General features: G+C 67.3%; 16 protein-coding genes, 2 tRNA genes and 2 rRNA genes. 12 read left to right on the top strand and 8 right to left on the bottom strand.

From position 1 onward, the window contains the following. From ACSG06_RS21465 to ACSG06_RS21445, 5 genes are all read left to right on the top strand, one after another. Positions 1-2,325: ribosomal RNA gene (locus ACSG06_RS21465) — 23S ribosomal RNA — on the top strand; the annotation flags it as partial. A gap of 125 nt (positions 2,326-2,450) precedes the next feature. Then, positions 2,451-2,572, top strand: a 5S ribosomal RNA gene (gene rrf, locus ACSG06_RS21460). Positions 2,573-2,792: 220 nt separating this feature from the next. Continuing rightward, positions 2,793-2,868: transfer RNA gene (locus tag ACSG06_RS21455), tRNA-Cys, on the top strand. A 185-nt stretch (positions 2,869-3,053) separates the two neighbouring features. Beyond that, the gene (locus ACSG06_RS21450; protein ID WP_440992330.1) at positions 3,054-4,445 is read left to right on the top strand and encodes a lamin tail domain-containing protein; all 1,392 of its coding nucleotides are present in this window, start codon (positions 3,054-3,056) and stop codon (positions 4,443-4,445) included. Then, complete coding sequence (locus tag ACSG06_RS21445) at positions 4,442-4,771, top strand: DUF3006 domain-containing protein (RefSeq protein WP_440992329.1); 330 nt, start codon at positions 4,442-4,444, stop codon at positions 4,769-4,771. Before ACSG06_RS21450 ends, ACSG06_RS21445 begins: the two co-directional genes overlap by 4 nt. A 4-nt stretch (positions 4,772-4,775) precedes the next feature. Here the strand turns inward: ACSG06_RS21445 and ACSG06_RS21440 are convergent, their stop codons facing one another. Next, positions 4,776-5,816, bottom strand: coding sequence for an enolase-like domain-containing protein (locus ACSG06_RS21440; protein WP_440992328.1), 1,041 nt, complete (start codon positions 5,814-5,816; stop codon positions 4,776-4,778). 122 nt (positions 5,817-5,938) lie between these two features. On the opposite strand from ACSG06_RS21440, the gene ACSG06_RS21435 reads away from it, so the two are divergent. After that, positions 5,939-6,796 carry a DUF8231 family protein gene (locus ACSG06_RS21435; protein ID WP_440992327.1) on the top strand — a complete coding sequence of 286 codons (858 nt, stop codon included), beginning with the start codon at positions 5,939-5,941 and terminating at the stop codon, positions 6,794-6,796. Positions 6,797-6,986: 190 nt separating this feature from the next. Here ACSG06_RS21435 and ACSG06_RS21430 read toward each other — a convergent pair. Continuing rightward, positions 6,987-7,060: transfer RNA gene (locus ACSG06_RS21430), tRNA-Lys, on the bottom strand. A 95-nt stretch (positions 7,061-7,155) separates the two neighbouring features. Between ACSG06_RS21430 and ACSG06_RS21425 the strand changes: the two genes are divergently transcribed. Continuing rightward, the gene (locus tag ACSG06_RS21425; RefSeq protein ID WP_440992326.1) at positions 7,156-8,424 is read left to right on the top strand and encodes a M20/M25/M40 family metallo-hydrolase; all 1,269 of its coding nucleotides are present in this window, start codon (positions 7,156-7,158) and stop codon (positions 8,422-8,424) included. A gap of 418 nt (positions 8,425-8,842) precedes the next feature. Here ACSG06_RS21425 and ACSG06_RS21420 read toward each other — a convergent pair whose 3' ends face one another. Beyond that, positions 8,843-9,499, bottom strand: a complete 657-nt coding sequence (locus ACSG06_RS21420) for a DUF7119 family protein (RefSeq protein ID WP_440992325.1) — start codon at positions 9,497-9,499, stop codon at positions 8,843-8,845. Positions 9,500-9,550: 51 nt separating this feature from the next. Further along, positions 9,551-9,691 (bottom strand): DUF8595 family protein, encoded by a 141-nt coding sequence (locus tag ACSG06_RS21415; RefSeq protein ID WP_440992324.1) that lies wholly within the window; start codon positions 9,689-9,691, stop codon positions 9,551-9,553. A 306-nt stretch (positions 9,692-9,997) separates the two neighbouring features. Here ACSG06_RS21415 and ACSG06_RS21410 point away from each other — a divergent pair, with 306 nt between their 5' ends. Beyond that, a complete protein-coding gene (locus ACSG06_RS21410; protein WP_440992323.1) occupies positions 9,998-10,321 on the top strand; it encodes a DUF8134 family protein in 324 nt (107 codons plus the stop codon). Positions 10,322-10,387: 66 nt separating this feature from the next. Beyond that, on the top strand, positions 10,388-12,166 hold the full coding sequence (locus ACSG06_RS21405; protein WP_440992322.1) for a nitrite/sulfite reductase: 1,779 nt from the start codon (positions 10,388-10,390) through the stop codon (positions 12,164-12,166). Positions 12,167-12,201: 35 nt separating this feature from the next. Here the strand turns inward: ACSG06_RS21405 and ACSG06_RS21400 are convergent, their stop codons facing one another. Together ACSG06_RS21400 and ACSG06_RS21395 are read right to left on the bottom strand one after the other, a co-directional pair. Further along, positions 12,202-14,442, bottom strand: a complete 2,241-nt coding sequence (locus ACSG06_RS21400; RefSeq protein ID WP_440992321.1) for a CDC48 family AAA ATPase — start codon at positions 14,440-14,442, stop codon at positions 12,202-12,204. Between the two features lie 196 nt (positions 14,443-14,638). Continuing rightward, positions 14,639-15,625, bottom strand: a complete 987-nt coding sequence (locus ACSG06_RS21395) for a sodium:calcium antiporter (RefSeq protein WP_440992320.1) — start codon at positions 15,623-15,625, stop codon at positions 14,639-14,641. Positions 15,626-15,747: 122 nt separating this feature from the next. Here ACSG06_RS21395 and ACSG06_RS21390 point away from each other — a divergent pair, with 122 nt between their 5' ends. Both ACSG06_RS21390 and ACSG06_RS21385 read left to right on the top strand, forming a co-directional pair. Continuing rightward, the gene (locus ACSG06_RS21390; protein ID WP_440992319.1) at positions 15,748-16,035 is read left to right on the top strand and encodes a DUF6360 family protein; all 288 of its coding nucleotides are present in this window, start codon (positions 15,748-15,750) and stop codon (positions 16,033-16,035) included. 76 nt (positions 16,036-16,111) lie between these two features. Next, the gene (locus tag ACSG06_RS21385) at positions 16,112-18,055 is read left to right on the top strand and encodes a PAS domain S-box protein (RefSeq protein WP_440992318.1); all 1,944 of its coding nucleotides are present in this window, start codon (positions 16,112-16,114) and stop codon (positions 18,053-18,055) included. Between the two features lie 115 nt (positions 18,056-18,170). Here the strand turns inward: ACSG06_RS21385 and ACSG06_RS21380 are convergent, their stop codons facing one another. Continuing rightward, on the bottom strand, positions 18,171-19,718 hold the full coding sequence (locus ACSG06_RS21380; protein ID WP_440992317.1) for an SLC13 family permease: 1,548 nt from the start codon (positions 19,716-19,718) through the stop codon (positions 18,171-18,173). Between the two features lie 132 nt (positions 19,719-19,850). Here ACSG06_RS21380 and ACSG06_RS21375 point away from each other — a divergent pair, with 132 nt between their 5' ends. Then, positions 19,851-20,555: a sugar phosphate nucleotidyltransferase gene (locus tag ACSG06_RS21375; RefSeq protein ID WP_440992316.1), complete on the top strand. Its 705-nt coding sequence runs from the start codon at positions 19,851-19,853 to the stop codon at positions 20,553-20,555. A 758-nt stretch (positions 20,556-21,313) separates the two neighbouring features. Here the strand turns inward: ACSG06_RS21375 and ACSG06_RS21370 are convergent. Next, on the bottom strand, positions 21,314-24,808 hold the full coding sequence (locus tag ACSG06_RS21370; protein ID WP_440992315.1) for an ATP-binding protein: 3,495 nt from the start codon (positions 24,806-24,808) through the stop codon (positions 21,314-21,316). Between the last annotated feature and the right edge of the window lie 46 nt (positions 24,809-24,854).

The raw sequence follows: 24,854 nt of genomic DNA, 5'->3' as shown, positions 1-24,854 counted from the left end.
GTGGGGAGCCGATGTTCCGTCGTGCGTTTTGAAAAACGAGCCAGGGAGTGTATCCGACCGGCAAGTCTAACTCGAGCATCGAGGCAGGCGCAGGGAAACCGATACGGCCGCAGCCCTCACGGGCCAGGGCCACCGTCTTCAAGGGCGGGGAGCCGACCGGATACGACCCGAAACCAGGCGATCTATGCGTGGGCAAGGTGAAGCGTGCCGAAAGGCACGTGGAGGCCTGTTAGAGTTGGTGTCCTTCAATACCCTCTCGTGACCTACGTATAGGGGTGAAAGGCCCATCGAGCCTGGCAACAGCTGGTTCCAGTCGAAACATGTCGAAGCATGACCTCTGCTGAGGTAGCTCGTGGGGTAGAGCGACCGATTGGGAGACTCGCCATCGAGAGATGTCGACCTCCCTGTCAAACTCCGAACCTACGAGCGCCACAGACGCAGGGAGTCCGGTGTGCGGGGTAAGCCTGTGCACCATGAGGGAGACAACCCAGAGCTGGGTTAAGGTCCCAAAGTATGGATTAAGTGCAACCGAAGGTAGTCTCGAGCCCTAAACAGCCGGGAGGTGAGCTTAGAAGCAGCTACCCTCTAAGAAAAGCGTAACAGCTTACCGGCCGAGGTTCGAGGCGCCGAAAATGATCGGGGCTCAAATCCATCACCGAGACCTGGCGACACCCCCCATAGGGGTGATTCCGTAGACTGGCGCTCCGGTCGGGTGGAAGCACGGACGAGAGTTCGTGTGGACCGACCGGTGACGATAATCCTGGCCATAGTAGCAGCGATAGTCGGGTGAGAACCCCGACGGCCGAACGAGCAAGGGTTCCTCGACAATGCTGATCAGTCGAGGGTTAGCCGATCCTAAGTCAGACCGCAACTCGACTCTGACGACAGGGAAACTGGTTAATATTCCAGTGCTCGCAGACACTCAAAGCCGACGCTTTGGGGACAATCGAGCTGGGCCATCGCCCAGTCGAATCATGCAACTCCGTGGAAGCCGTAATGGCACGAAGCGGACGAACCATGAGATAGCGAAAGTCGATCGTACCTAGAGCCCGTGAAAAGGCGAGTCTGCGATTCGTACCAAGAACCGACACAGGTGCTCGTGGCGGCGAAAGCCAAGGCCTGTCGGGAACAACCGACGTTAGGGAATTCGGCAAGTTAGTCCCGTACGTTCGCAATAAGGGATGCCTGCCTCGCAGAGAGGCAGGTCGCAGTGACTCGGGCGCTCCGACTGTCTAGTAACAACATAGGTGACCGCAAATCCGCAAGGACTCGTACGGTCACTGAATCCTGCCCAGTGCAGGTATCTGAACACCTCGTACAAGAGGACGAAGGACCTGTCAACGGCGGGGGTAACTATGACCCTCTTAAGGTAGCGTAGTACCTTGCCGCTTCAGTAGCGGCTTGCATGAATGGATCAACGAGAGCGCCACTGTCCCAACGTTGGGCCCGGTGAACTGTACGTTCCAGTGCGGAGTCTGGAGACCCCCAAGGGGAAGCGAAGACCCTATAGAGCTTTACTGCAGGCTGTCGCTGAGACACGGTCGCTAATGTGCAGGATAGGTAGGAGGCATTACACAGGTACCCGCGCTAGCGGGCCACCGAGCCAACACTGAAATACTACCCATTAGTGACTGTGACTCTCACTCCTGGCGGAGGACACCGGTAGCCGGGCAGTTTGACTGGGGCGGTACGCGCTTGAAAAGATATCGAGCGCGCCCTATGTCCACCTCATCCGAGTCGGAGACTCGGAGCAGAGCGCAAGAGCATACGGTGGGCTGACACTGTCCTTCATAACGAGGGACGGTGACGCGAAAGCGTGGTCTAGCGAACCAATCATCCTGCTTGATGCGGGAGATTGATGACAGAAAAGCTACCTTAGGGATAACAGAGTCGTCACCGGCAAGAGCACATATCGACCCGGTGGCTTGCTACCTCGATGTCGGTTCCCTCCATCCTGCCCGTGCAGAAGCGGGCAAGGGTGAGGTTGTTCGCCTATTAAAGGAGGTCGTGAGCTGGGTTTAGACCGTCGTGAGACAGGTCGGCTGCTATCTATTGGGGGTGTTAAGGTACCTGACGGGAACGTTCGTATAGTACGAGAGGAACTACGAATGGTGACCACTGGTGTACGGGTTGTCCGAGAGGGCATGTGCCCGGCAGCCACGTCACACGGGGTAAGAGCTGAACGCATCTAAGCTCGAAACCCACCTGGAAAAGAGGTACCATTGTGATCACTCGTAGAAGACGAGTTAGATAGACTCGGGGTGTGAGCGCCAAGGCAACGAGGCGTTAAGCCCGCGAGCACTAACCGATCACGCCATTAGTCATACCGCATACTGGGACCACCGTACTGTACTCGGGGTGGTCCAGGCGCGAACTGGATTGCGCGTACACACGAGTGTAGATCGACCGATGATGGTCCACTGCAACGGTTCGATTCCGTTGGTCGGCGTTAAGGCGGCCACAGCGGCGAGGTAACACCCGTACCCATCCCGAACACGGAAGTTAAGCTCGCCAGCGTGTCGGGGAGTACTGGAGTGCGCGAGCCTCTGGGAAACGCGATTCGCCGCCTCCCATTCATACTTTCATTTCATTTCGGTGAGCGACAGCCCTGCGCGGGGCTGTCGCTGATCGTGCGGTCAGCCACCACCAGCCACAGCCACCTCGTTCGACGTCGTCGCCGGGGTGGCGGTGATCTCGGTCGAGCAGGGAACGCGATAGCGGCGGCGCCGTCGGTCAGCGTCGACGGCACACATCGCTACGTTTAAACTCGGCCGACCAGTAGGTGAAACTGCGCCAAGGTGGCAGAGTCCGGCCGAACGCAGCGGCCTGCAGAGCCGCCCATCGCCGGTTCAAATCCGGCCCTTGGCTTTCTCGGTGGACCACGTGAGGAGCGAGTCGTGGGTTCGAGACCGATGCACCGCCCAGCGACCGCCATCGGCCCGCGGGCGCTCACTTCGTTCGCGCCGCGGGCCGGCCGCCCGCCGGGGCGTCGTGACAGTAATCTGGTAACCACGTTTATCGACATCTCGGTGCTATGTGCGAGGGTGAGAACCGTGAGCCGCGGTTCGGTGGCGGTGCTGGTGTTGCTCGTCGTCAGTAGCGGCTGCCTCGCTGCGCCGGACGCGACGGGGGCGCCCGTCACGTCGGACGAGCCGACGACGGTTGCGGGCAGCGTCAACGGGACGCTCGAGGTCCACTTCATCGCGGTCGGACAGTCGGCGAGTGCGCTCGTGATAACGCCGGCGGGGGAGACGGTCCTCGTCGATTCGGGTGACTGGCGCGACGACGGCGAGATCGTCATCGACTACCTGCAGCGACAGGGGATCGAGCGCATCGACCATCTCGTCACCTCGCACGCGGACGCGGACCACATCGGTGGCCACGCCGCGGTGATCGAGTACTTCGAGACGGAGGGTGAGGGCGTCGGTGCGGTGTACGACCCGGGTATCGCGTCGTCGTCGGCGACGTACGACCGGTACCTCGACGCGGTCGAGGAGTACGACGTGCCGTTGTTCCGGACGCGGGCGGGGACACAGCTCCCCATCGAGGGAGTCGACGTGGCGGTGCTCGGCCCACCGCAGGAGCCGCTGGCGAACGTCGACCGAAACGAGAACAGCATCGTCCTCCGCATCGCGCACGGGAACACGAGTGTGTTGCTTCCCGGCGACGCGGGCGTGGTGGAGGAGCAGTATCTGGTGTCGACCTACGGGGACGGTCTCCGGTCGACCGTGCTGCTCGCGGGCCACCACGGGAGTCGGTCGAGTACGGGGACGGAGTTGCTCGACGCCGTGCAGCCACGGGTGACGGTGATCTCGAGCGCGTACAGCTCGCAGTACGGCCACCCGCACGAGGAGGTGCTCGAACGGCTGGCGACGCGGTCGATCCCGACGTACTGGACGGGGGTCCACGGCGACGTGGTCGTCCGGAGCGATGGGCGGACCGTGACGGTGCTGACACAGCAGTCGGCGACGACGGTCGCGACGGCGCTGCGGGACGAGCCGGCGGTCGACCCGGGGAGCGGTGACTCGGTCGCGGTGCGCGAGCAGTTCGTCGCGGGCTCGGGAGAGCGCGTCGTCCCCATCACGTCCGACGGTGGGACGTCGACATCGGTCGCGGGACAGCTCTCGCTCGCCGCGGTGCACGCGGATGCCGCCGGGAACGACAACGAGAACCTGAACGACGAGTACCTCACCTTCGAGAACACGGGCGACTCGGAGCTGGATCTCGGTGGCTGGGTGCTCGCGGACGCCGCGGGGCATCGCTACACCTTCCCGTCGGTCACGCTCGCGCCGGGCGAGCAGGTGACGGTCTACACCGGCAGCGGGACGGACGGCGAGGGCGAGCTGTACTGGGGTGCGGAGGGTGCGATCTGGAACAACGGCGGCGACACCGTGCTCGTCACGACCGACGAGGGGACGGTCGTCGTCAGGGAGGAGTACGCATGAAACGACAGTACACGGCAGTTCTGGACCGGTTCGAGGAGGATACCGCGGTTCTGCTGGTGGAGGACGAGGGCGAGGTGGTCGACGAGCTGCTGGTCGACCGCTGGGAGCTACCGGAGCCGGGCCGCGAGCAGGGCGCGGTGTTCGACCTGTGTGTCTGTGGGTCGTCGCTCCGGCTGCTCTCGTACCGTCCCGGGGAGACCGAGGCGCGGGCGACGGCGTCACAGAGTCGATTCGACCGGCTGGCGCGGGACCTCCCGTCGGCGGACGATGCGCCGTCGGGCACGGACGGGGCGGACGGGAGCGGGGACGAGGGGTCGACCGAGTAGCGACCTACAGGATACCGACGGGGTCGGTCGGCGGCGCGAGCGGGCTGGCCGGGAGGTCGTCGTCGAGGTCCGGGTCGTTGTAGCCACCGGGCGCCACGTCGTTCGGTGCGTCGGGATAGCACAGCGACGCGAGCGCCTGGATGTGGCCGCGGCCGACGCCGAGTTCGAACTGGCCGCCGCCGTAGAGGCTGATGTCGTGTCCCTCGCAGTAGTCGAGCGTGTCGAGCAGCGATTCGACGGTGCCGAAGCGGGACGGCTTGATGTTGAGCCAGTCGGATTCGAACGGGAGGGCCTCGACGCTCTCGATGCCGGTGATGGGGTAGTCCCAGCTCACGCGGTGCTCCTGTCCGTCGAACAGCGGGCGCGTCTCGTCGGTGAGCGCGGGGTCCTCGACGACGGCGTCAGGGAAGGCCTCGAGCACGCGCCGGTAGAGGTCGGGGTCAGGCGGCTGGTCGACCTCGGTGCCCTCGTACTGCCCCTTCAGGTCGAGCAGCCGGACCGCGTCCGTCTCGGCGAGCTCGGCGACGAGGTCGTCGCTCCACGAGGAGACCGGGTCGAGCTTGAACTCCGCACTGGGGGTGACCGCCTGGATGGCCGCGATACGGTCGAACGTCGGCGGGTCGCCCAGTCGCGTGCTGACGACGAACCGGACCGGGTCGTACGAGCGCCCGAGAGCATCGCCGAGGTTGGTCTCGGCCTGGCGAAGCGCGAGGTCGAGCGCGGCGCTCTCGACGCCCCAGCGACGGTAGTGCCGTGCGGTCTCCTGCCCCGGTGGCTCGGGGAACAGTTCGACGTCGTCGAGCGTCGCGGAGAACTCGTCGAACGTGTACTCGCCGGCGAAGTCGAAGTCGTGGGCGTCCTGGAGCGCGTCGTGGTCGTCGGCGTCGTAGGTCACGTCCTCGCCGCGGCCGACGTGGCCGTCGCCGTGGAGTTCGAAGACGGTCGTCACGCGCGTGAACCCGCTCGACGTGTCTCGTTCGTGGCGCAGCAGCTGGTAGTCCTCGACGACCAGCGACAGGTCCGCGACCGACTCGTAGAGGCTCATGCCGTGGCACTACGGTCGGCGTGTCCAAAGGTCTCCCGACGGGTCCGGACCTGTCCCGGCACCCCCCGACGACGTCCATGCAAAGAGAAATCGTTTTAGGCGGCGCGTCCGAGGCTCCGACTATGCAACGACGAGCAGCGGCGGCCTACGTCGTACTCCTCCTCGTTATCACCGCCGGTGCCTTCGCGTTCATCTCGACCGCGGAGGAGCCGGCCGTCTCGCTGGAGGATCCGGACGAGACCCTGCAATCGGGGTCGACGCTGACGGTGAACGACCGCGTGTACAACGTCTCCGACGTCTCCGCGAGTAGCGGTGGCGGCGGTGGCGGCCACGGTGGCGGTGGCGGCGTCTCCTACGAGGCGGTGCTCACGTGGACCAACGAGTCCGCCCAGTGGTCGGAGACCTGGAGCAACAACTCGACGGTCACCTACCAGGGCGACACCTACCGCGCGTTCATCGCCAACAGCTCGGAGCCGACCGAGATCACGCTGCGCTGGGAGCCCACGGACCGCTTCTCCCCGCAGTGGACCGACGGTGTGCAGTACCTCGACGCCGAGCCGGACACGCCCGACCGGCAGGCCATGCGCGTCGACGAGTACATCGCGAACTCCAACAACACGAGCATCCAGACTGTCACCATCGACACGACGAGCTCGCTGGAGTTCAACGGCAACGAGACCACCATCACCACGGCGCCCCAGCAGGCGACGTTCACCTGGACCGCGCCCCGCACCAACGAGGTGACGTTCGGGCAGCACGAGAACGTCACGCTCAACGGCGTGAGCTACGCCGTCCACTTCACGAACGAGGACACCGTCACGCTCCAGGAGGGCGAGGACGCCCAGGCCGCGCTCTACGCACAGCTCGACGACAAGAGCCGCTTCCACGAGCGCATCAACGGCTTCTGGGGCGTCGTCATCGTGGCCAGCCTCGGGCTGGTGCTGCTGGTGACGCTGGCGTTCCTCCCGCGGAAGGAGTGAGCTGACGCGCGTTTTTCTCCGTCTTCGCACCTGCGGAGTGGCGTCGCTGTCGGTTGTGGCCGCTCGTCACGTCCGCTCCTCGCAGGAGCGGGCCGGGAGGGACTTGAACCACGGTCGCTCACTGCGTTCGCTCCCTGATTCAAGTCCCTCCGGCGTCGCTACTCACTGCTCACTGCGTTCGCAGGAGTAGCGGGCCGGGAGGGACTTGAACCCCCGACCGTCTGGTTAAAAGCCAGACGCTCTGCCGAACTGAGCTACCGGCCCGTGCGCTCGACAGTTCGCAGTGGGACGGTTAAAGGGTTGTCGTTCGCCGGGGTAGCATCGAACGGTTTTAACGGCGGCTCCGAGCAGTCGTACCCATGCACGAGTTCGCCGACCGCTGGGCTGGGGACCTGCGAGCGTTCTTCGACGAGCTGCTGCGGTTCGACACGACCGACGGGCAGGAGGCACCCGCGATGGCGTGGCTCCGCGAGCGGTTCGAGACGTTCGGCTTCGAGACCTACGAGTGGACAGCCGACGCGGCCGCGCTGGCCGGGCATCCGTCGTTCCCGGACGACCCCGCCGAGATCGACGTCGCGGACCGCCCCTCCGTCGCGGGCGTGGTGGAGTTCGGCGACCCCGACGCCGGGCCGACGCTGGTGCTGAACGGTCACGTCGACGTGGTGCCGGCGACGCGGTCGGCGTGGTCGAGCGACCCCTTCGAGCCGGTCTGGGACGGCGACCGCGTGACCGCCCGCGGTGCCGCGGACATGAAGGGCGGGCTGACCGCCTGCGTCTTCGCGGCGCGGCACCTCGCCGAGCAGGCCGAATCCGGGGATGCCCCGGACCTGGACGGCCGGGTCGTCGTCGAGGGCGTCGCCGGCGAGGAGGAGGGCGGCATCGGCGCCGCGGCGGCGGCGATGGACAACCCGTACCCGTTCGACCGCGACGCGGTCATCGTCGCGGAGCCGACCGAGCTCGGCGTCGTCACGGCCGTCGAGGGCAGCGTGATGAAGCGCCTGCGCGTCGAGGGGCGGTCCGCCCACGCGGCGACGCGCTGGCGCGGCGAGTCCGTCCTCCCGCACTTCGAGGCGATCCGTCACGCCTTCGAGGACCTGGAGACAGAGCGCGAGGCGCGCGTCGACCACCCGCTGTACGCCGACTACCCGGTCAAGTGGCCGGTCTGCGTCGGCACGGTGCGCGCGGGCAACTGGGCCTCCGCGGTGCCCGACGAGCTCGTCGCCGAGGTGCGCATCGGCGTCGCCCCCGGCGAGACCGTCGCCAGCGTCGAGGCCGAGTTCCAGGAGCGACTGGACGAGGTCGTCGCCGAGAGCGAGTGGCTCTCCGAGCACCCGCCCACGTTCGAGCGCTTCTCCATCCAGTTCGAGCCCGCCTCCGTGGACCCGGACGACCCCGTCGTGGGTGCGGTTCGGGCCGCCGCCGATGCGGCCGGGCTGGATTCGGAGCCCTACGGCGCGACCTACGGGGCGGACAGCCGCCACTACCAGCGAGCGGGGATCCCGACGGTGCTGTTCGGCCCCGGGAGCATCGACCAGGCGCACTTCCCCGACGAGTCGATCGACGTGGGTGAGGTGGAGACGGCTGGGGCGGTGATCGCGGACGCTGCGGCGCGATTCTGTGGTCGCTAGTTCGGCTGGTACTGGTCGGATTCTCTGGGAACACGAACAGCCAGAAAGCCCCCGTCGTCTCGACTCCCGGGACCACGACTGCGCTCCTCGTGCCTGCGGTGCCTGAGCGCTACGCGCTCAGACTAGCGAGAGCTCCGCTCTCGCGTCGCTTGCCGGGTCCGGGTTCGTCGAGACGACGGCCCCTTTCAGTCCCAACCCCGCACAGCACCTCACACCTCCCCAGCCTCTTGCGCTCCTCGGTCGCAAGCTCCCTCCGGTGCTCATCCCTCGCACGAGCGTCTGCTCGCGGCCTGGCGAGACTCCTCCGTCGTCTCGCTGCGTTCCGTTCGCTGCGCTCACGGAACCCTCACTTCGTTCGGCACGCTCGTCAGCCGCGCGCCGGTGGGGTGGGTTCGGAAAATCGCAACCGGCCCAGATTTCAGAGGTACTCGTCGAGTGCCTCCGCCACGACGTCGTCGGGGGTCCGGTTCTCGACGGAGGCGCGGCGGCGGAGCTCGCGGTAGGTCGCCGGTGGGAGCCTGAGGTCGAGCGCGCCGAGGGTGACGCCCTGGTCGGCGAGCGCGTCGGCGACCGGGGTGCCGTCGTTGACGGCGCTGGCGACCGCGCGGACCTCGCGCACCGTCAGGTCGGCGTCGAGGACCGCCCAGGCGAGGTAGAGCCGGGCCTCGCCGGCGACGCGGGCGATGTGCTTGGCGGCGGTGGGTGCGATGTGGCCCTGGGCGACGTGGCGGCGGATGGACTCGGGGAGGTCGTGGACGCGGGCCCACTTGCGGATGAAGGAGACGGTGGCGGGCTCGCCGACGCGTTCGGCGGCGGCGGTGTAGGAGCCCTCGCCGCGGACGAGCGCGGCGCAGGCGGCCGCGCCGCGCAGCATGTAGACGTTGTCCTCGCTGCCGACGGTGTTCCGGGCGAAGGCGTCGACGGTGTCGGCGGCTGCGGCGAGCGAATCCGGGTCGGTCGGGTCGAACTGGACCGCGTCGCGGGCGCGCTCGCCGGTGACGGCCGGGTCGCCCCGGATGACGGGCTCGCCGACGGGGGACTCCCGCTCGGTCCGGGTGGGCCGTTCGTCGCTCATTGGGCGTCGTTGGGGGTCACTGGGCAAAAACTCCCTGCTGTGGTGCGTGGCTCACTCCTCGTCGCGCTCCTCGGAGAGGTGCTCCCAGATCTCCGTACAGCCCGCGCCGGGGTCGACGTCGCGGAGGTGGGCATCGTGACGCGTCGGCTCGCGGTCGTCGTCGTTCTCCTCCTCGGTCTCGACGCGGGTCATCGCGGGGCCTCCGGCTCGTACAGCTCCGGCGCCACGTCGGCGGAGACGTGCTGGCGTTCGGGTCGGTCGGTGGTCGACTCGTCGGTCATCGTCGTCCCGTAGCGGCGGACACTCCTTAACCGACGCTGCCCGGACAAGCGTCACCGGGGCTCGGGGGTACCGGCGCTTCTGGCCGGTATCTCCGACGCGGCTTCGCGGGTGGAATCGGTGGACGGGGGCGGGATTCGGGCACGAGTCCGCGTCGTCGACCGGACGAAGCGTTGCACCGGGCGACGGGACCACCCCGCTGGGGGTGTAACGGGGGGTATGGCCACGGAACTGCGCGTGCTGGACGACGGCGCGTGGATCAGCGTCGACAACCGGCGCCGGGTGCCCAACAGCGACATCTGGCCCCTCGCGGTCACGGACTTCTGTGCCTGCGAGACCGCCCACGTCGTGCTGGAGGCGTTCACGGACGTCGGCGTGGACGGCGAGCGCGTCGCGGTCCAGGCGGTCGGGCAGTGCATCGACTGCGGCACGGAGGGCGGGCTCGACTGGCTCGCCGTGGGGCGGGTACGGGACGGCGAGTTCCACCCGTACGCCCCCGGCGAACTCAGGGCGCGGCTCGAAACCGGCAACGATTTCCGGTGACGGCGAGCACCGGGGGAACCTGACGCGGTGCGCGCCGGTATAGGAGTCGCTGTCGTAGCACGGTCCATGCCGACCGACGTGGAACAGTGGAAGTCCGAGATCTACGGGACGGACATCCGCGAGCACATCGAGCGATTCGCCGAGACGGGCTGGGACTCGATCCCCGAGGACGAGCGCGACGCCTGGTTCGAGCGCTTCAAGTGGTACGGTCTGTACCACCAGCGCGCCGGCCAGGAGTCCTACTTCATGATGCGCATCGGGCCGCCGAACGGCGTGCTCGAACCGGGCCAGTTCCGGACCGTCGCCGAGCTCGCGAAGGAGTACTCGACCGGCCCCGCCGCGAACCCCGAGTTCGGCAACGGCTGGCTCGACGTGACGACCAGACAGGCCATCCAGCTCCACTGGATCAACATCGAGGACGTCCCCGCCATCTTCGACGAACTCGAGGCTGCGGGGCTGACGACGATGCAGGCCTGTGGCGACTCCTGGCGCAACATCGTCGGCTGCCCGGTCGCCGGGAAGGACGAGCACGAGCACGTCGACGCTCTCCCGACCATCCACGAGCTGAACGACCGCTTCAAGGGCAACGCCGAGCACTCGAACCTCCCCCGGAAGTGGAAGGTCTCGGTGACCGGCTGCCGCGAGGGCTGCGGCCAGGGCGACATCAACGACCTCGCGCTCGAGCCCGCGACGAAGGAGATCGACGGCGAGGCGCGCGAGGGGTTCAACGTCCGCGTCGGGGGCGGCCTCGCCCGGAACGAGCCCCGGTTCGCCCGCGACATCGACGTGTTCGTCACGCCCGGGCAGGCCGCCGACGTCGCCGGCGGTATCTCCGCGCTGTTCCGCGAGTACGGCGACCGCGACAACCGCTACAACGCCCGCATCAAGTTCCTCGTCGACGAGTGGGGACCGGAGAAGCTGCGCGAGGTCCTCCAGGAGGAGTTCGTCGACTTCGAGCTCCACACCGCCGGCGAGGACCTCCGGTCGGAGTACAGCTACAACGCCGGCGAGGCCGCGGGCAAGCACGACCACGTCGGCGTCCACGGCCAGCCCGACGGCAGCAACTACGTCGGGCTGAACGTGCTCGTGGGTCGCATCGGTGCTGACGACGCGCTCGCGCTCGCCGACGCCGCCGACGAGCACGGCTCCGGCGAGGTCCGGCTCACCCAGCGCCAGAACGTCATCCTGACCGACGTGCCCGACGAGAACGTCGACGACCTGCTCGCCGAACCCGCGCTCGAGCACTACTCGCCCGACCCGCACCCGTTCATGCGCGGCTCCATCGCCTGCACCGGAACGGAGTTCTGCTCGCTCTCCATCGTCGAGACGAAGAACCGGCAGGTGCGCTACGCCCGCTGGCTCAAGGAGCACGTCGAGCTCCCCGACGGCGTGGAGGACTTCCACATCCACCTCTCGGGCTGCACGGCCTCCTGCGCCCAGCCCCAGATTGCGGACGTCTCGCTGCGGGGCATGAAGACCCGGAAGGACGGCGAGCCCGTCGAGGCGCTCGACATCGGCCTCGGCGGCGGTCTCGGCGAGGAGCCCCAGTTCGCCTCGTGGGTCACCGAGCGCGTGCCCGCCGACGAGGTGCCCGGCGCCATCCGGAACCTGCTCGCGAACTTCGAGGCGGAACGGGAGGACGAGAGCCAGAGCTTCCGCGAGTTCGTCGCCGCGCGCGAGGACGACGCGCTCGCCGAGCTGGTCGAGCCCGAGGAGACCAGCTACGACGACCCGTTCATGCACAACACGAAGCGCACCTGGTACCCCTACGCCGACGAGGACTCGCTCGACGACTCGCCCGCGCCCGCCGCACCCGACGGGACGCCGCTGTCGGCCGACGACTGAGCGAGCAGCTGTTCGGTCGCGGGTGCCCGGTCAGTTCAGTACACGCCCCACGGTTCCTCCGCGGTGAGGTCGATCGTCCCCCCGAGCTCCTCGCTCAGGCTCTCGTAGAACGCCCGCATGTCGGCGGTGACCGAGGGCGTCACCTTCGCGAGCGCCCGGTCCATGTCGTCCGCCGAGATACGGACGTCGGCGGCTCGCTCGCCGACCGCCTCCAGCGAAGCGTCGGGGTCGAGGTCGGCGATCGCCGCCTCCATCGCCAGCAGGCTCGCCTCGCGGATGATCGCCTCGATGTCGCTGCCGGTGTAGCCCACGGTCTCCGCTGCGAGCACCTCGAGGTCGACGTCCTCGGCCAGGGGCACGCCCTCGGTGTGGACCCGGAAGATCTCCAGTCTGGCCTCGGTGTCCGGCGTCGGCACGGAGAGGATCTTCTCCAGGCGGCCCGGGCGGAGCAGCGCGCGGTCGATGATGTCCGGCCGATTCGTCGCGCCGATGACCAGCACGTTCTGGAGGTCCTCGATGCCGTCGAGCTCGGTCAGTAGCTGCGAGACGACCCGCTCGGTCACCCGGGAGTCCGACGACCCACCCCGTGCCGGGGCGAGCGCGTCGAGCTCGTCGAAGAAGACGATGGCCGGGGCGTTCTGCCGGGCGCGTCGGAACACCTCGCGGACGGCCTTCTCGGACTCGCCGACGAACTTATCGAGCAGCTCCGGGCCTTTGACCGAGATGAAGTTCACGCCGCTCTCGTTGGCGACGGCCTTGGCAAGCAGCGTCTTCCCGGTTCCGGGCGGGCCGTACAGGAGCACCCCTCTGGCGGGCTCGGTCCGCAACTGCTCGAACATCGGGGGATACCGGAGCGGCCACTCGATGGCCCTGACGAGCTCCTGCTGGACCGTCTCCAGCCCGCCGACGTCGTCGTAGGTGACGTCCGGAATCTCGACGAACACCTCGCGCATCGCGCTGGGTTCGATCTCCGAGAGCGCCTCCTCGAAGTCGGCGACGGCGATCTCGATCTGGTCGAGCACCTCGGGGGGAATCACCGCCACCTCGAAGTCGATGTCGAGGTCGACCTGCGCCCGTCGCAGGGCGTTCAGCGCGGCCTCCTTCGCGAGGCTCTCGAGGTCGGCACCGACGAATCCGTACGTTCGGTCCGCGACGTCGTCCAGGTCGACGTCGTCCGCCAGTGGCATGCCGCGACTGTGGACGGTGAGGATCTCGAGGCGGCCGTCGCGGTTCGGTGGGCCGATCTCGATCTCGCGGTCGAACCGCCCGCCGCGACGGAGGGCAGTATCGATGGCGTCCGGGCGGTTGGTCGCCGCGATGACGATCACGTCGCCCCGCTCTTCGAGACCGTCCATCAGGCTGAGCAGTTGAGCGACGACGCGACGTTCCACCTCACCGGTCACCTCGTCGCGGCTCGGGGCGATGGAGTCGATCTCGTCGATGAAGACGATGGCTGGCGTGTTCTGGCCCGCCTCGTCGAAGATCTCTCTGAGCTGTCCCTCGCTCTCGCCGTAGTACTTCGACATGATCTCCGGGCCCGAGACGGAGAAGAAGTCGGCGTTGACCTCGTTGGCGACGGCCTTGGCGATGAGCGTCTTCCCGGTTCCGGGCGGGCCGTACAGGAGGACGCCCTTCGGTGGGGCGATGCCGAGCCGACGGAACAGTTCGGGGTGCCGGAGCGGGAGCTCGATGATCTCCCGGACCTGGTCGAGTTCGCGCTCCAGCCCGCCGATGTCCTCGTAGGTGACGTCCGGAATCTGGGTGCGCTCGCCCTGGAGGTCGTCCTCGGTGATGGGCTGGTCCCGGATGGTGAGTTTCGTCTCCTCCGTGATGATGACCGGGCCGGACGGCGAGGTCCGGACGACGAGGAACACGAACGGCTGTCCGAGCAGCCGCAGGTGGACGGTGTCGCCCCGGACGACCGCTCGGTCGGTCAGGTAGCGCTGGAGAAACGGTTCGGCACCGCGCAGGATGACGTACTGCGGGAGCGCGACGGTGATGGACTCCGCCGGCTTCGTCTCCGTTGGGGTGACCTCGGCGAGCTCGTCGATGGCCACGCCGGCGTTCGAGCGGACGTTGCCGTCGACCCGGACGACGTCGGCCGTCTCCCCCTCGTACCCGGGGAGGACCTTCGCGACGGTTCGCCGACGACCGGTTATCTGGACGATGTCGCCCGGCTCGACCCCGAGTTCGGCCATCGTAGCCTCGCCGAGTCGGGCGATCCCCCGACCGGCATCCTGGGGGGCCAACCCCGCGACACGAAGTTCTCGCGACATTGGAAGCCACCACCGTCGGGCGAAATTTAGTTACCACCCGCGTACTCCGACTGCAGCTGTCATTACCGGCCGTGGGACCACCGACGGGACCGACGGGCCGACCGGACAGCCAGCGGAACGAGACACCCCAACGGACGGCGTGCGCCCGGAGTAACGGCGTCTTTCGCGCCCGGGAGACTGCGGCACCGTCTCGCGCTCACTGCCCCGGGAACAGCACCAGCCGGCCGGCGAGGAAGAGGAAGTACGCGACGATGAGCCCGAACCCCTCGCGGCGGTCGAAGTCGCCGCCGGTCCCGAACCGGAGCCAGACGAGCAGGCCGGCGCCCACGCCGAGTTTCACGGGGAGGTCCCAGTAGACGACGACGGGCGGGACGGCGTAGCCCGAGATGACACCGCCGAGTCCGAGCGCGAGCAGCGGGTTGACGATGTTGCTCCCGACGAGCGTGCCGACGGCGAGGTCGGGCGAGCGGCGGCGCAGCCCCTCGAACACGGTCGAGAGTTCGGGCAGTGCCGCCGCCAGCCCGATGGTGACGACGCCGACGATGGAGCCGCCGAGCCCCAGCGACTCGACGATGACCTCGACGGCGGCGATGACGACGTACGCGCTCGCGGCGACGCCGGCGAGTCCGACGACCGTGAGCACCGCGTCGCGGCGGAGCCGGCGGCTCTCCGGCTCCCGCGGGACGCCGACGCGCTCCCTGTTGTTCACCGCCCAGTAGGTGTACGCGAGGTAGACGACGACGAGCAGCGCGCCGTCGAGGCGGGAGAGCGTGCCGTCCCACGCCAGCGCGAGCACGAGCGCGAACGTCCCGAGCATCGGCAGGTACGTCGTCCGGAGGAACCGCGGCCGGGGACGGTAGCGCCCGTAGCCGACGAGGAACACGCCGAAGAGGAGCAGCTGCTGGGTCGTCGACGAGCCCATGTTCCCGCCGAGCACCGTCGCCGAGGCGACCTGGTAGTCGAGCGTCCCGCCGACGATACCCAGCGAGGCGAGGACGTGCGCGGCGATCTCGGGCAGGCTCGTCCCCACCGCAACCACCGTGAGGCCGACGACGACCTCGGGCACGTCGTAGTGGTTGGCGATGCGGGTCACCGCACCCACGACCATGCCCGCGCTGCGGACGAGCACGGCGAGGGCGACGGCGCTCGCAAGCAGGGCCAGCGGGACGGTCGTCTGGACCATGGCGGTGCATCGACCGCGGGGGTCAAGTGTGTTGTCGATGCTGCGACGGTTGCTGTGTCCCGGACAGCGGCCGACGTTGACGGGAGCACGCCCGCTAAGTGCCTCGCCGCGCTTGCTCGGGTATGGCCGACCGACTCCTGAAGGTGAACGCCTACACGACGCTGGACCTCGTCGACGCGACGGTCCGGGGCCACGACTTCGCCGAGGAGGCGTTCGCGGTGTGCAACGCGACCGCGGCGAGAGAGTCGCCCGACCACGTCACGCTGCAGTTCGAGCTCGACAACATGACCGAGGAGGTCCTGCCGGCGCACATGGAGGAGCTGCAGCTGACGCCCGAGCAGGCGCGCACGCTCGCCGCCGAGCTCGAGGAACAGGCCGACAGGGTCGAGGCGAGCGAAGGCGGGTCGTAGCTCGCGTGGGTGCGAACAGCCAGCCGGTCCTGTCGGTGCCACATGGATTATCAAGGTACAGCCCAAGGACAACGTGATGGACGGCAGTTCGCGACGCGAGCAGCTCTACGAGGTCTTCGCCGACCGGGACCGCCCCGTCGACGACCTCGTCGCCGAGGGGTTCGACATCGGTCGCGAGTACCTCGACCTCCCGATCGGATTTCTCACACGCATCGACGACGGCACACAGACCATCGTCCACGCCGTCGGCGACCACGAGCTCATCCAGCCCGGCGAGAGCTGCCCGCTCGACGAGGCGTACTGCCGCCGCACCGTCGAGCTCGATGGGCACCTCGCGGTCCACCACGCGACCGCCTCCGAGGCGGTCTCGGAGACCGCGCTCCGGACGTTCGGGCTCGAGACGTACATCGGGGCGAAGGTGCTCGTCGACGACGAGGTGTACGGCACCGTCTGCTTCGCCGACGAGGAACGACGCGGGGGTGCGTTCGAGACCGAGGAGACCGTCTTCATCGAGGTGTTCGCCAAGCTCGTCGGGCAGGCGCTCGAACGCCGGGCGTACGAGCAGGAGCTGGAGCAGCGCAACGAGCGCCTCCAGCGCGAGAAGGCACGCATCGAGGGCATCGCCGAGACGAGCTTCGACATCCTGTTCCAGCTCGGCCACGACGGCGAGTTCACCTACGTCTCCCCCGCGGTCGAAGACACGCTCGGCTACGACGCCGACGAGCTGGTCGGGGCGCCCTTCGCGCAGATCATCACGCAGCCGACGCTCGACGACGCGTTCGCCGCCTACGCGGACGCACTCGAGGGCGAGCCCGCCGAGAACCTCGAGCTCGACTTCGTCGATTCGGCGGGCGACCGGGTCGTCATCGAGGTGAACGCGACGCCGATCACCGACGAGGGCGAGGTCGTCGGGGTCCAGGGCGTCGGCCGGGACGTGACCGCACAGAAGCGCCGCGAGCGCGAACTCCGGCTGAAGACACGTGCGATGGACGAGGCCGACATCGGCATCTCCATCGCCGAGGCCGGCGACGAGGACAACCCGCTCGTCTACGTCAACGAGGGGTTCGAGCGCGTCACCGGCTACGACGCCGAGGACGTCCTCGGCCGCGACTGCCGGTTCCTCCAGGGCGAGGACACCGACCCCCGCCGGATCGCCACCCTCCGCGAACACATCGCCGCCGAGGAGCCCGTGCTCGTCGAGCTCATCAACTACCGCAAGGACGGCACCCCCTTCTGGAGCCAGGTGCAGGTGAACCCCATCGAGGACGAGACGGGCGAGGTCACCCAGTTCCTCGGCTTCCAGACCGACATCACCGAACGCAAGCGGACCGAACAGCTCGTCCAGCTGCTCAACCGCGTGCTCCGGCACAACCTCCGCAACGACATGAACGCGCTGCTCGGCTACGGTGACCTGCTCCGGGACGACGCCATTGACGCCACGGACCTCGGCTCGCGCATCGTCACCACGGCCGAGTCGCTCGTCCACCTCACCGAGCAGGCCCGCGAGCTGGAGCGGTACGCCCAGTACCACCGCGAGCCCCGTCGCCTCGACGTCGCCGCCGTGCTCGACGACGTGGTCGGCACCCAGCGCGAGCGGTTCCCCGACGCATCGGTCGCCCTCGACGTCCGCACCGACCGTGCGGTCTGTGCCGGCGTCGAACTCGAGCAGGCGCTGACCGAGCTCGTCGAGAACGGCCTCAAGCACGACCCGTCGGCGTCGCCCGCCGTCCGCATCACCGTGGCCGACGACGGCGACTGGGTCGTCTGCACGGTCGCCGACGAGGGGCCGGGCATCGACGAGATGGAGGCCGAGGTCATCTCGAAGGGGCAGGAGTCCGCGCTCGAACACGGCAGCGGGCTCGGCCTCTGGCTCGTCAACTGGATCGTCACGCGCTACGGCGGCTCCTTCCAGATCGACGCCGTGGACGACGGCACCATCGCGACGCTCCGGCTCCCCGCCATCGAGGCGGACCAGTCGGTCGACGAGGTGGCGCGGTCGCCGACGGTGCTCTTTCGGTGAGGGCGGTGTGGTTGGCGTCCGAAGGAGGTGTCCCTCGAAGCGTCATGCTCTGAACTATCGAACCTCGAAGGACGCGCAGCCGGCCCCCCGTCCATGGAATCGGTTACGGGGCTGCTCAGCCGAGCACGACCGGCCATAGCAGGCGGATCAGGAGGTACGTCAGCCCGGTGGTGATGAGAATGACGACGACGTCGAGCAGGATGCCGGCCCGGAGCATGTGCTCGCGCTCGACGTAGCCGGCCCCGAAGACGATGGCGTTCGGCGGCGTCGCGACCGGCAGCGCGAAGCCGTAGCTCGCGGCGATGGCGCCGGTCACGGCCAGGAACACCGACGTGAGCTCGCTCGATGCACCCACGGCACCCGCGTACGCCGGGCCGACGTTGATGAGCAGCGGCGCGAGGATGGCCGCCATCGCGGTGTTCGAGGCCAACTCGCCGACGAGGACCGTCATCGCGACGATGACCAGCAGCAGCACCAGGAGGGGCGTCCCCGTCAGCGCGTTCAGGGTCACGTCCGCGAGCCAGACCGTCGCCCGCGTGTCGGCGAGCCCGTTCGCCAGCGAGATGCCGCCCCCGAGGAGGATGAGCGTCCCCCAGTCGATGTCCGTGAGGTCGTCCCAGGCGACCGCCTCGGAGACGACCAGCGTCGGGATCGCCGCGAGTGCGACCAGCACGTAGTACAGCACGCCCGCGTGGCCGGTCGTGCCGAACACGCTCTCGCCCGCTCCGCCGAACAGCGTCACGTACCAGACGTCCGGGAGCACGCCGTCGAACGCAGATTCGAGCCCGCCCAGCAGCCAGAGCAGGGCGGTCAGCCCGAAGATGGCGACGGTGCGACGGGCCGCCGGCGAGAGCGGTCCCATCGACCGGAGCTGCTCCCGTGCATCCTCCCGGGCGCGGCTCACGTCGTACCGTCGCGGCGGGTAGACGACGTACGTGAGGAGCACCCACGCGACCGGGAGCGTGACGACGACCATCGGCAGCCCGATGGCGAGCCACTCGACGAACGTGATCTCGAAGTCGAGCAGCTCGTTCAGCTGCCCGACGACGATGGCGTTCGGTGGCGTCCCGATCAGCGTCCCGACGCCGCCGAGGCTCGCGGCGTACGCCACCCCGAGCAGCATCCCGACCTGGAGGTTCGAGGCGTCGTCGCCGTCCCCCGACTCCACCGCCGCCAGGTCGGTCACGCTCTCGACGATGCCGAGCACGATGGGGACCATCATCGCGACCGTCGCCGTGTTCGAGATGACCATCGACAGCAGCGCCGTCGCGACCATGACCCCGAGCACGAGCCCCCGCGCCGACGTACCGAAGCGGACCAGTATCGCGAGCGCGATCCGCCGGTCGACGTCGTGCTTCTGGAGCGCCTCCGCGAACATGAACCCCGCGAGCAGCAGGAAGATGACCGGGTCGGCGAAGCCCGCGACCGCGTCGCCGAACTCCGGGTAGACCCCGAACAGCGTCAGGAGGATCGGCACCGTCAGCGCCGTCAACGGCAGCGGGATCGCACCGGTCACCCAGAGCACCGCCGCGAACACCATCGTCGCGACCGCGTACTGGCCAGCGACGGTGAGCGAGCCGTCGATGGGCACCGTCGCCACGACGGCCGTGAGGACGATGGCGAACGCGAGCGCCAGCCGGCGCGAGCCCAGTATCGACGTCATCGAGACTACCCGTGTGGTTCTCACCGAGGTGACGGTCTTAGTTGTACGGTCCGGCGATGGGGGTGTGGGCGGAGTTCGGAGTCCCGCGGCCGACCGTGAGCACTTTGGCTCTGGCCCGCGACCCCTCCACCCATGCAGGGCGTCGTCCCCGCCGCCGGCGAGGGAACCCGTCTCCGACCGCTCACGGCGGACCGACCGAAGGCACTGGTCGAGGTCGCCGGCGAGCCCATCCTGACACACTGCTTCCGGACGCTGCTGGCTGCCGGGGTCACCGAACTCGTGGTCGTCGTCGGCTACGAGGGCGAGCAGATACTCGCGCACTACGGCGACGTCTTCGAGGGCGTCCCGGTCACCTACGTCCGGCAGGACGAACAGCTCGGCCTCGGCCACGCCGTGTTGCAGGCCGAAGCGCACGTCGACGGCGATTTCATAGTACTGAACGGCGACAACGTGTTCGTCGACGGCATCGGGGAGCTGGTGGCGGCAGGCTCGCCACACGACGGCGCGGTCCTCGTCGAACCGGTGTCGCGTGGGGAAGCGAAGACGACCGGCGTCGTCGAGACCACCGCGGACGGCCTCCTCACGGCGCTCGTCGAGAAGGCCGACGACCCGCCGTCGACGCTCGCGCTCGGTGGCTGCATGCTGCTCCCCGAAGCCGTGTTCGACGCGCTGGCGTCGATCCCACCGTCCGACCGCGGCGAGTACGAGCTCACCGACGCCGTCGACCGGCTCGTCGACGACGGCTGTGACATCCTGACGGTCCCGTTCGACGGCGACCGGGTGAACGTGAACTCCCAGGCCGACATCGAGCGGGCCGAGCGGTTGTTGTCGGGGTGAGATGACGGGCGCGTCGACACGGGCGATTCACTGATTCCGTTCGCCGAATCAGACCGATAGTATTTCGACTTTCATTCAATACCGCCTCTCCGGTAACCGATCAGTGAATCGTACTCCGTGTGTCGACCGAGGCTGGGGATTTGCGTTGTTCGTTCGCTCACGGAGATTCTCCTTCCCACCGACTCTAACTGCCAGTCGGTGTGCATCGACTCCTCGACCATGGTTTCCATAATTGCATACGCAGGTACAGAACGGGCTAGAGGTGCTCTAGACGGGTTTGAACCAGTACAACAGAGTCCATACTCAGTTCAAACACCCGGAAGGACAGTCGTGAGACGGTTGTGTGGTGTCGTCTAGGAAGCCGTAGGTGGGGGTGCGTCGAAGTTGGAAGACTGGGGATAGTAGCCCTGGGGGTGAGGGAATCGTGAGGATTGAGGAATCGGGTTCGCGGGTTGAGCGGGACGTGGGTCGCGCTGAGATATTCATAATCGGTTCTCGTCTTGCGGTTTTGGTGTTCTGGGCGCTGGGGGTTCGTCGGTGTTCGAAACTTCGTGTTTGGCGAATCGGGGTGTCACGGCGTCAGCCGGCAGAATTGGGGGAGGAAGATTCTCTGGGGATTGGCATCAAACGCTTCATACTCACACCACAGAATCCACGGAGGGGTCTTCTTCCGGACGTTCGGGCCGATTATGAAGATTGATTCGCGAGTGCTGTGCGGCCTAGATTAGCTTTCGGCAGTTCTGGACATCGAACGCCGATTATGAGGCGTCGAGCCGGTCGCGCAGCCACTCGACGGGGTACATCGCGGTCAGTCCGGGGGTGTCGATGCGGAACTGTTGGGGTGGGGTGCCGGTCGAGTAGGTCTTCTCGACGCGGGGCTCGCCTTCTGGGGGGTCGTTCAGGACGCCGAGAATAGTGTGTGCATCGGACTGTTTCATGACGATCCAGATGGCTTCGTCGACATCGGAGTCAGCGATCTTGTCGAAGTCTTCGGGGACCGCTCGGAGGACGTCGTTGTTGACTCGTTCGGCTTCGACGGCGACGACGATTTCGCCGTCGTCGTCGATGCCGGCGAGGTCGAGTCGTCGTTGTTCGTCGATGTCGTAGTAGGGGACCGTCTCCGTGACTCGGGAGTCGGGGTTCGCGACGTACTCCTGTTCGAGGTACTGTCGGCCGACCTCGACGGCGAGGACGTGGAGTGTGGATTCCTCGAGGTCGCCAGCGCCGTGACCGTAGTCGACCCCTTGGCGGTAGCTTTCGCCGATGACGTCGCGGCCGTCGGGTGAGACCGAGTAGAGGCGGTGTGGGTGGTCGCTGTCCTTGCGGAGCAGGTCCGCGTCGATGAGGTCTTGCACTGCCCCGCTGTCGATGCCGACGTACTCCTGGAGCCGGATCATCGAGTCGTTGAGCAGGTCGTACTCAAGTGGGTCGTACCGGAGCTGCTGGGCGTTGTACACCGCCTGCATGAACGACAACTGTTCCGTGGACCACTCGGAGACCGCGCGCTCCTCGGGGGTGAGTTTCAGGTTGAGGTTGCACACCGGAATGTCGTCCCTGTCAGTCTCCTCGAGCGACGAACAGCACGAGATGGCGCGCTTCATCCCTGTGACGTCAGGGTCGTACCGGTTCTGGCACTCCGTACAGCGGAGCGCGTGGATGGACTCCTCGTAGGCGACCGTCGACGGCATGCGCTGGGTGTACGGAAGCGCGGAGTCGACGCGGACGTCTTCCTCGATAGTCTCCGTCTCCTCTTCCTCGTCCGTGGTCTCTCCGTCGTCTGTGCGAACACTGGGCGAGCCGAGTACGAGCCCTGCGGAATCGAGCGTTCGCTCGTGGACGTCGAGCTTCGCGTCCTGGAACTTCCACTCCTCTCTCCGGGATGGCGTGTGGTCGTGGGCCGGGTGGCCCGCGGGAGGCGCGACGGACTCGACGGTGAACGGCCGTGGTTCCGGTTGACCGTACGCAGCGGGCAGCTTTACCATCCACTGGCCGCGCTGGAGGGCGCGGAGTCGGTTCCCCACGTCTCTCGCATCCATGTCGTCGGTGGCGAGTCTGGCAGCGAGCTCTCGATCTCGGGGCACGTTGCCCGTTACCACTGTGGAGACGTTGTTGAGCAGCTCGTCGTAGATTCGTCTGTCCGCTTTGAGCTGGGCGGGGAACTGCATCGCGAGCGTGACCGAACAGCCGAAACTGCGGGCCTGCGCCAGCAGCTCCTGCAGGAGGTCGGAGTCGGCGACGCTCGCGGCCTCCTCGATGTAGAGGTTCGCCAGCGCCGGGTCGCCGTCACTCCGGTTCAGCCGACGCCTGAGCGCCGTCCAGAGGTTCGAGAGGACGAGCAGCGTGAGCACGCGCTGGGCGGCCGGTCTCAGTGAACCAGTGTCGAGGATGATGACGACGTTCTCGTCGAGATAGTCGACCAGGTCGAAGTGCGGGTCGTCTCCTTCTGGCACGTGGTCGAAGATGGCCGCGAGACGCTGGTCGATGGGAATCTTCTCGATGCGATTCGCGACGCCCTGCATGATCTCGTCGAACGACCGCGCACGGTTCGCCGTCACGCCGGCGAGCATACGTTCGAGGTCGGGGTCCGAGACCGCGGGTGCAGTCTGTCGTTCGTGCAGCTGCCGGACAGCTGCATGGAGGTCTCTGTGAGAGAACGCGTCGGCGCCGTTGACTGGATCATAGAGCGCCTTCACCATGTAGCGGATGATGTCAGGAGACCGGACCGCGCGTTCGAACCGCTCGGTGCCCATGACCTGGCCCAGAATCTCGAGGTAGTGATCGACGCTGTCCTCGACAGCGGTCGTTCTCGGGATGCCGGCGTCGAGCTGGTCGCGGATATCGAAGAAGGAGAACGCGGGGAGGACCTTCGAGCAGTCGTAGTACAGCACGTTGTTCAGGTGGCCGTATTTCGAATAGTGGGCCCGCATGTAGTCCGTGGCCATCCCGTCTCCCTTCGGAAGGACGAGGATGCTCGCGCCATCTGTCGCCTGGTGGTTGTCGAGGATGCCGGACGTGAGTGCCGTGGATTTTCCTGAGCCCGTCTTCCCGAACCACGCCACGTGCATCGGCTGCAGTTCCTCGGGGAGTGCGATGGGTTGTGTTCTGGTCGTGGCGTCCTCGGTGAGTGGCTTGCCGAGCGTGAGCCCCCTCGTCGTGTACTCGTCGAGAATCGTCGGCGCCGGACGCTGGAGCGTCTGTCGTTCGCCCGGTGTGGGTTCGACTGTTCTATCGCCGGCGTCGGTGAGCGCCGCGCCGTCCACGACTGTGAGTGCGCCGAGCTCGCTGTCGTCCATGACGATGCCCCTGCTCTCGGGACGACGCCACGGTCGCTTTCGCAGGCGTCTGTAACTCGGCTCGTGCGTCTCCCGGTTGCGGATGTCGTCCAGTACTCGCTGTGCGTTCGAGCCGGTCCTGACCCGTCCTGTGACCTCGTAGCTCGTGTGACTCACGTGGCTGAACGCGTCGACCAGGTCGTTCGCGATCTCCTCGACCGGCGTTCGATCCTTCGGGGCCGCGACGGCGAGTCTCGCCGTGACGTCGAACGACCGTCGCGGGTTTCGTGTCTCGAGTTCCTCGATTCTCGCCTCGTCGGCCCGCGGCACCGTGGGGTCCTCGGGAGCGCCAAAGAGCGCGTTCGAGAGCTGCTGGCCCACCGTCTCGTACCGATTCTCGAGGTTATAGATGCGTTCGTCTCGGCCGTTGGTCCAGTCGGCACGCGGCCGAAAGAGCGCCTGATACACCATGGGGACGTCGACGTCGGCCATCGTCTCGACGATCGTCGCGAGCGGAATCCGCGCGTGCTCGTCGGTTAGGAACGACTCGAACTCCGTGAGCTTCGTCTGCCAGTCCTTCGGCCGCTCGACCCGTCCCACGTACTCGACAGACGCGAGCGTCTCCGTGTCGACGAGCGTTCGATCCGGATCCCAGTCGACCCCCTCGAACTCGTAGGTGTCCGGATAGAGACTCCGGAGCACTCGCTCCGTGGAATCAGCCAGGGCGCTGTCGACGCCCGCGTAGTACGACGTGGTCGTCCCGTCGCTGACGAGCAGCGTCTCGAACGTCGGTGTCGTGGATCGGAACGGACGGCGGTGCCACGGGCCGTCCTTCGGGAGCTGCTTTCGATGCAGTCGCCCCAGCTGCGTGACCACGGTCCCCGGGCTCAGTTCCGTGTCTGTCGGTCTGATGCGAATGTACGTCCGGTCTCCGTCCCTGGGAACCGGAAGGTCGGTCTCTGACTCCGTCTGCTTCGACATTGGACAGTCAGCTTTATTTTAGCCATAGTTGTATAAATTAAATCTG

Source organism: Haloarchaeobius baliensis, from assembly GCF_052060055.1.
GTDB classification, from domain to species: domain Archaea; phylum Halobacteriota; class Halobacteria; order Halobacteriales; family Natrialbaceae; genus Haloarchaeobius; species Haloarchaeobius baliensis.
This window is presented reverse-complemented; position numbering and strand designations above follow the sequence as displayed.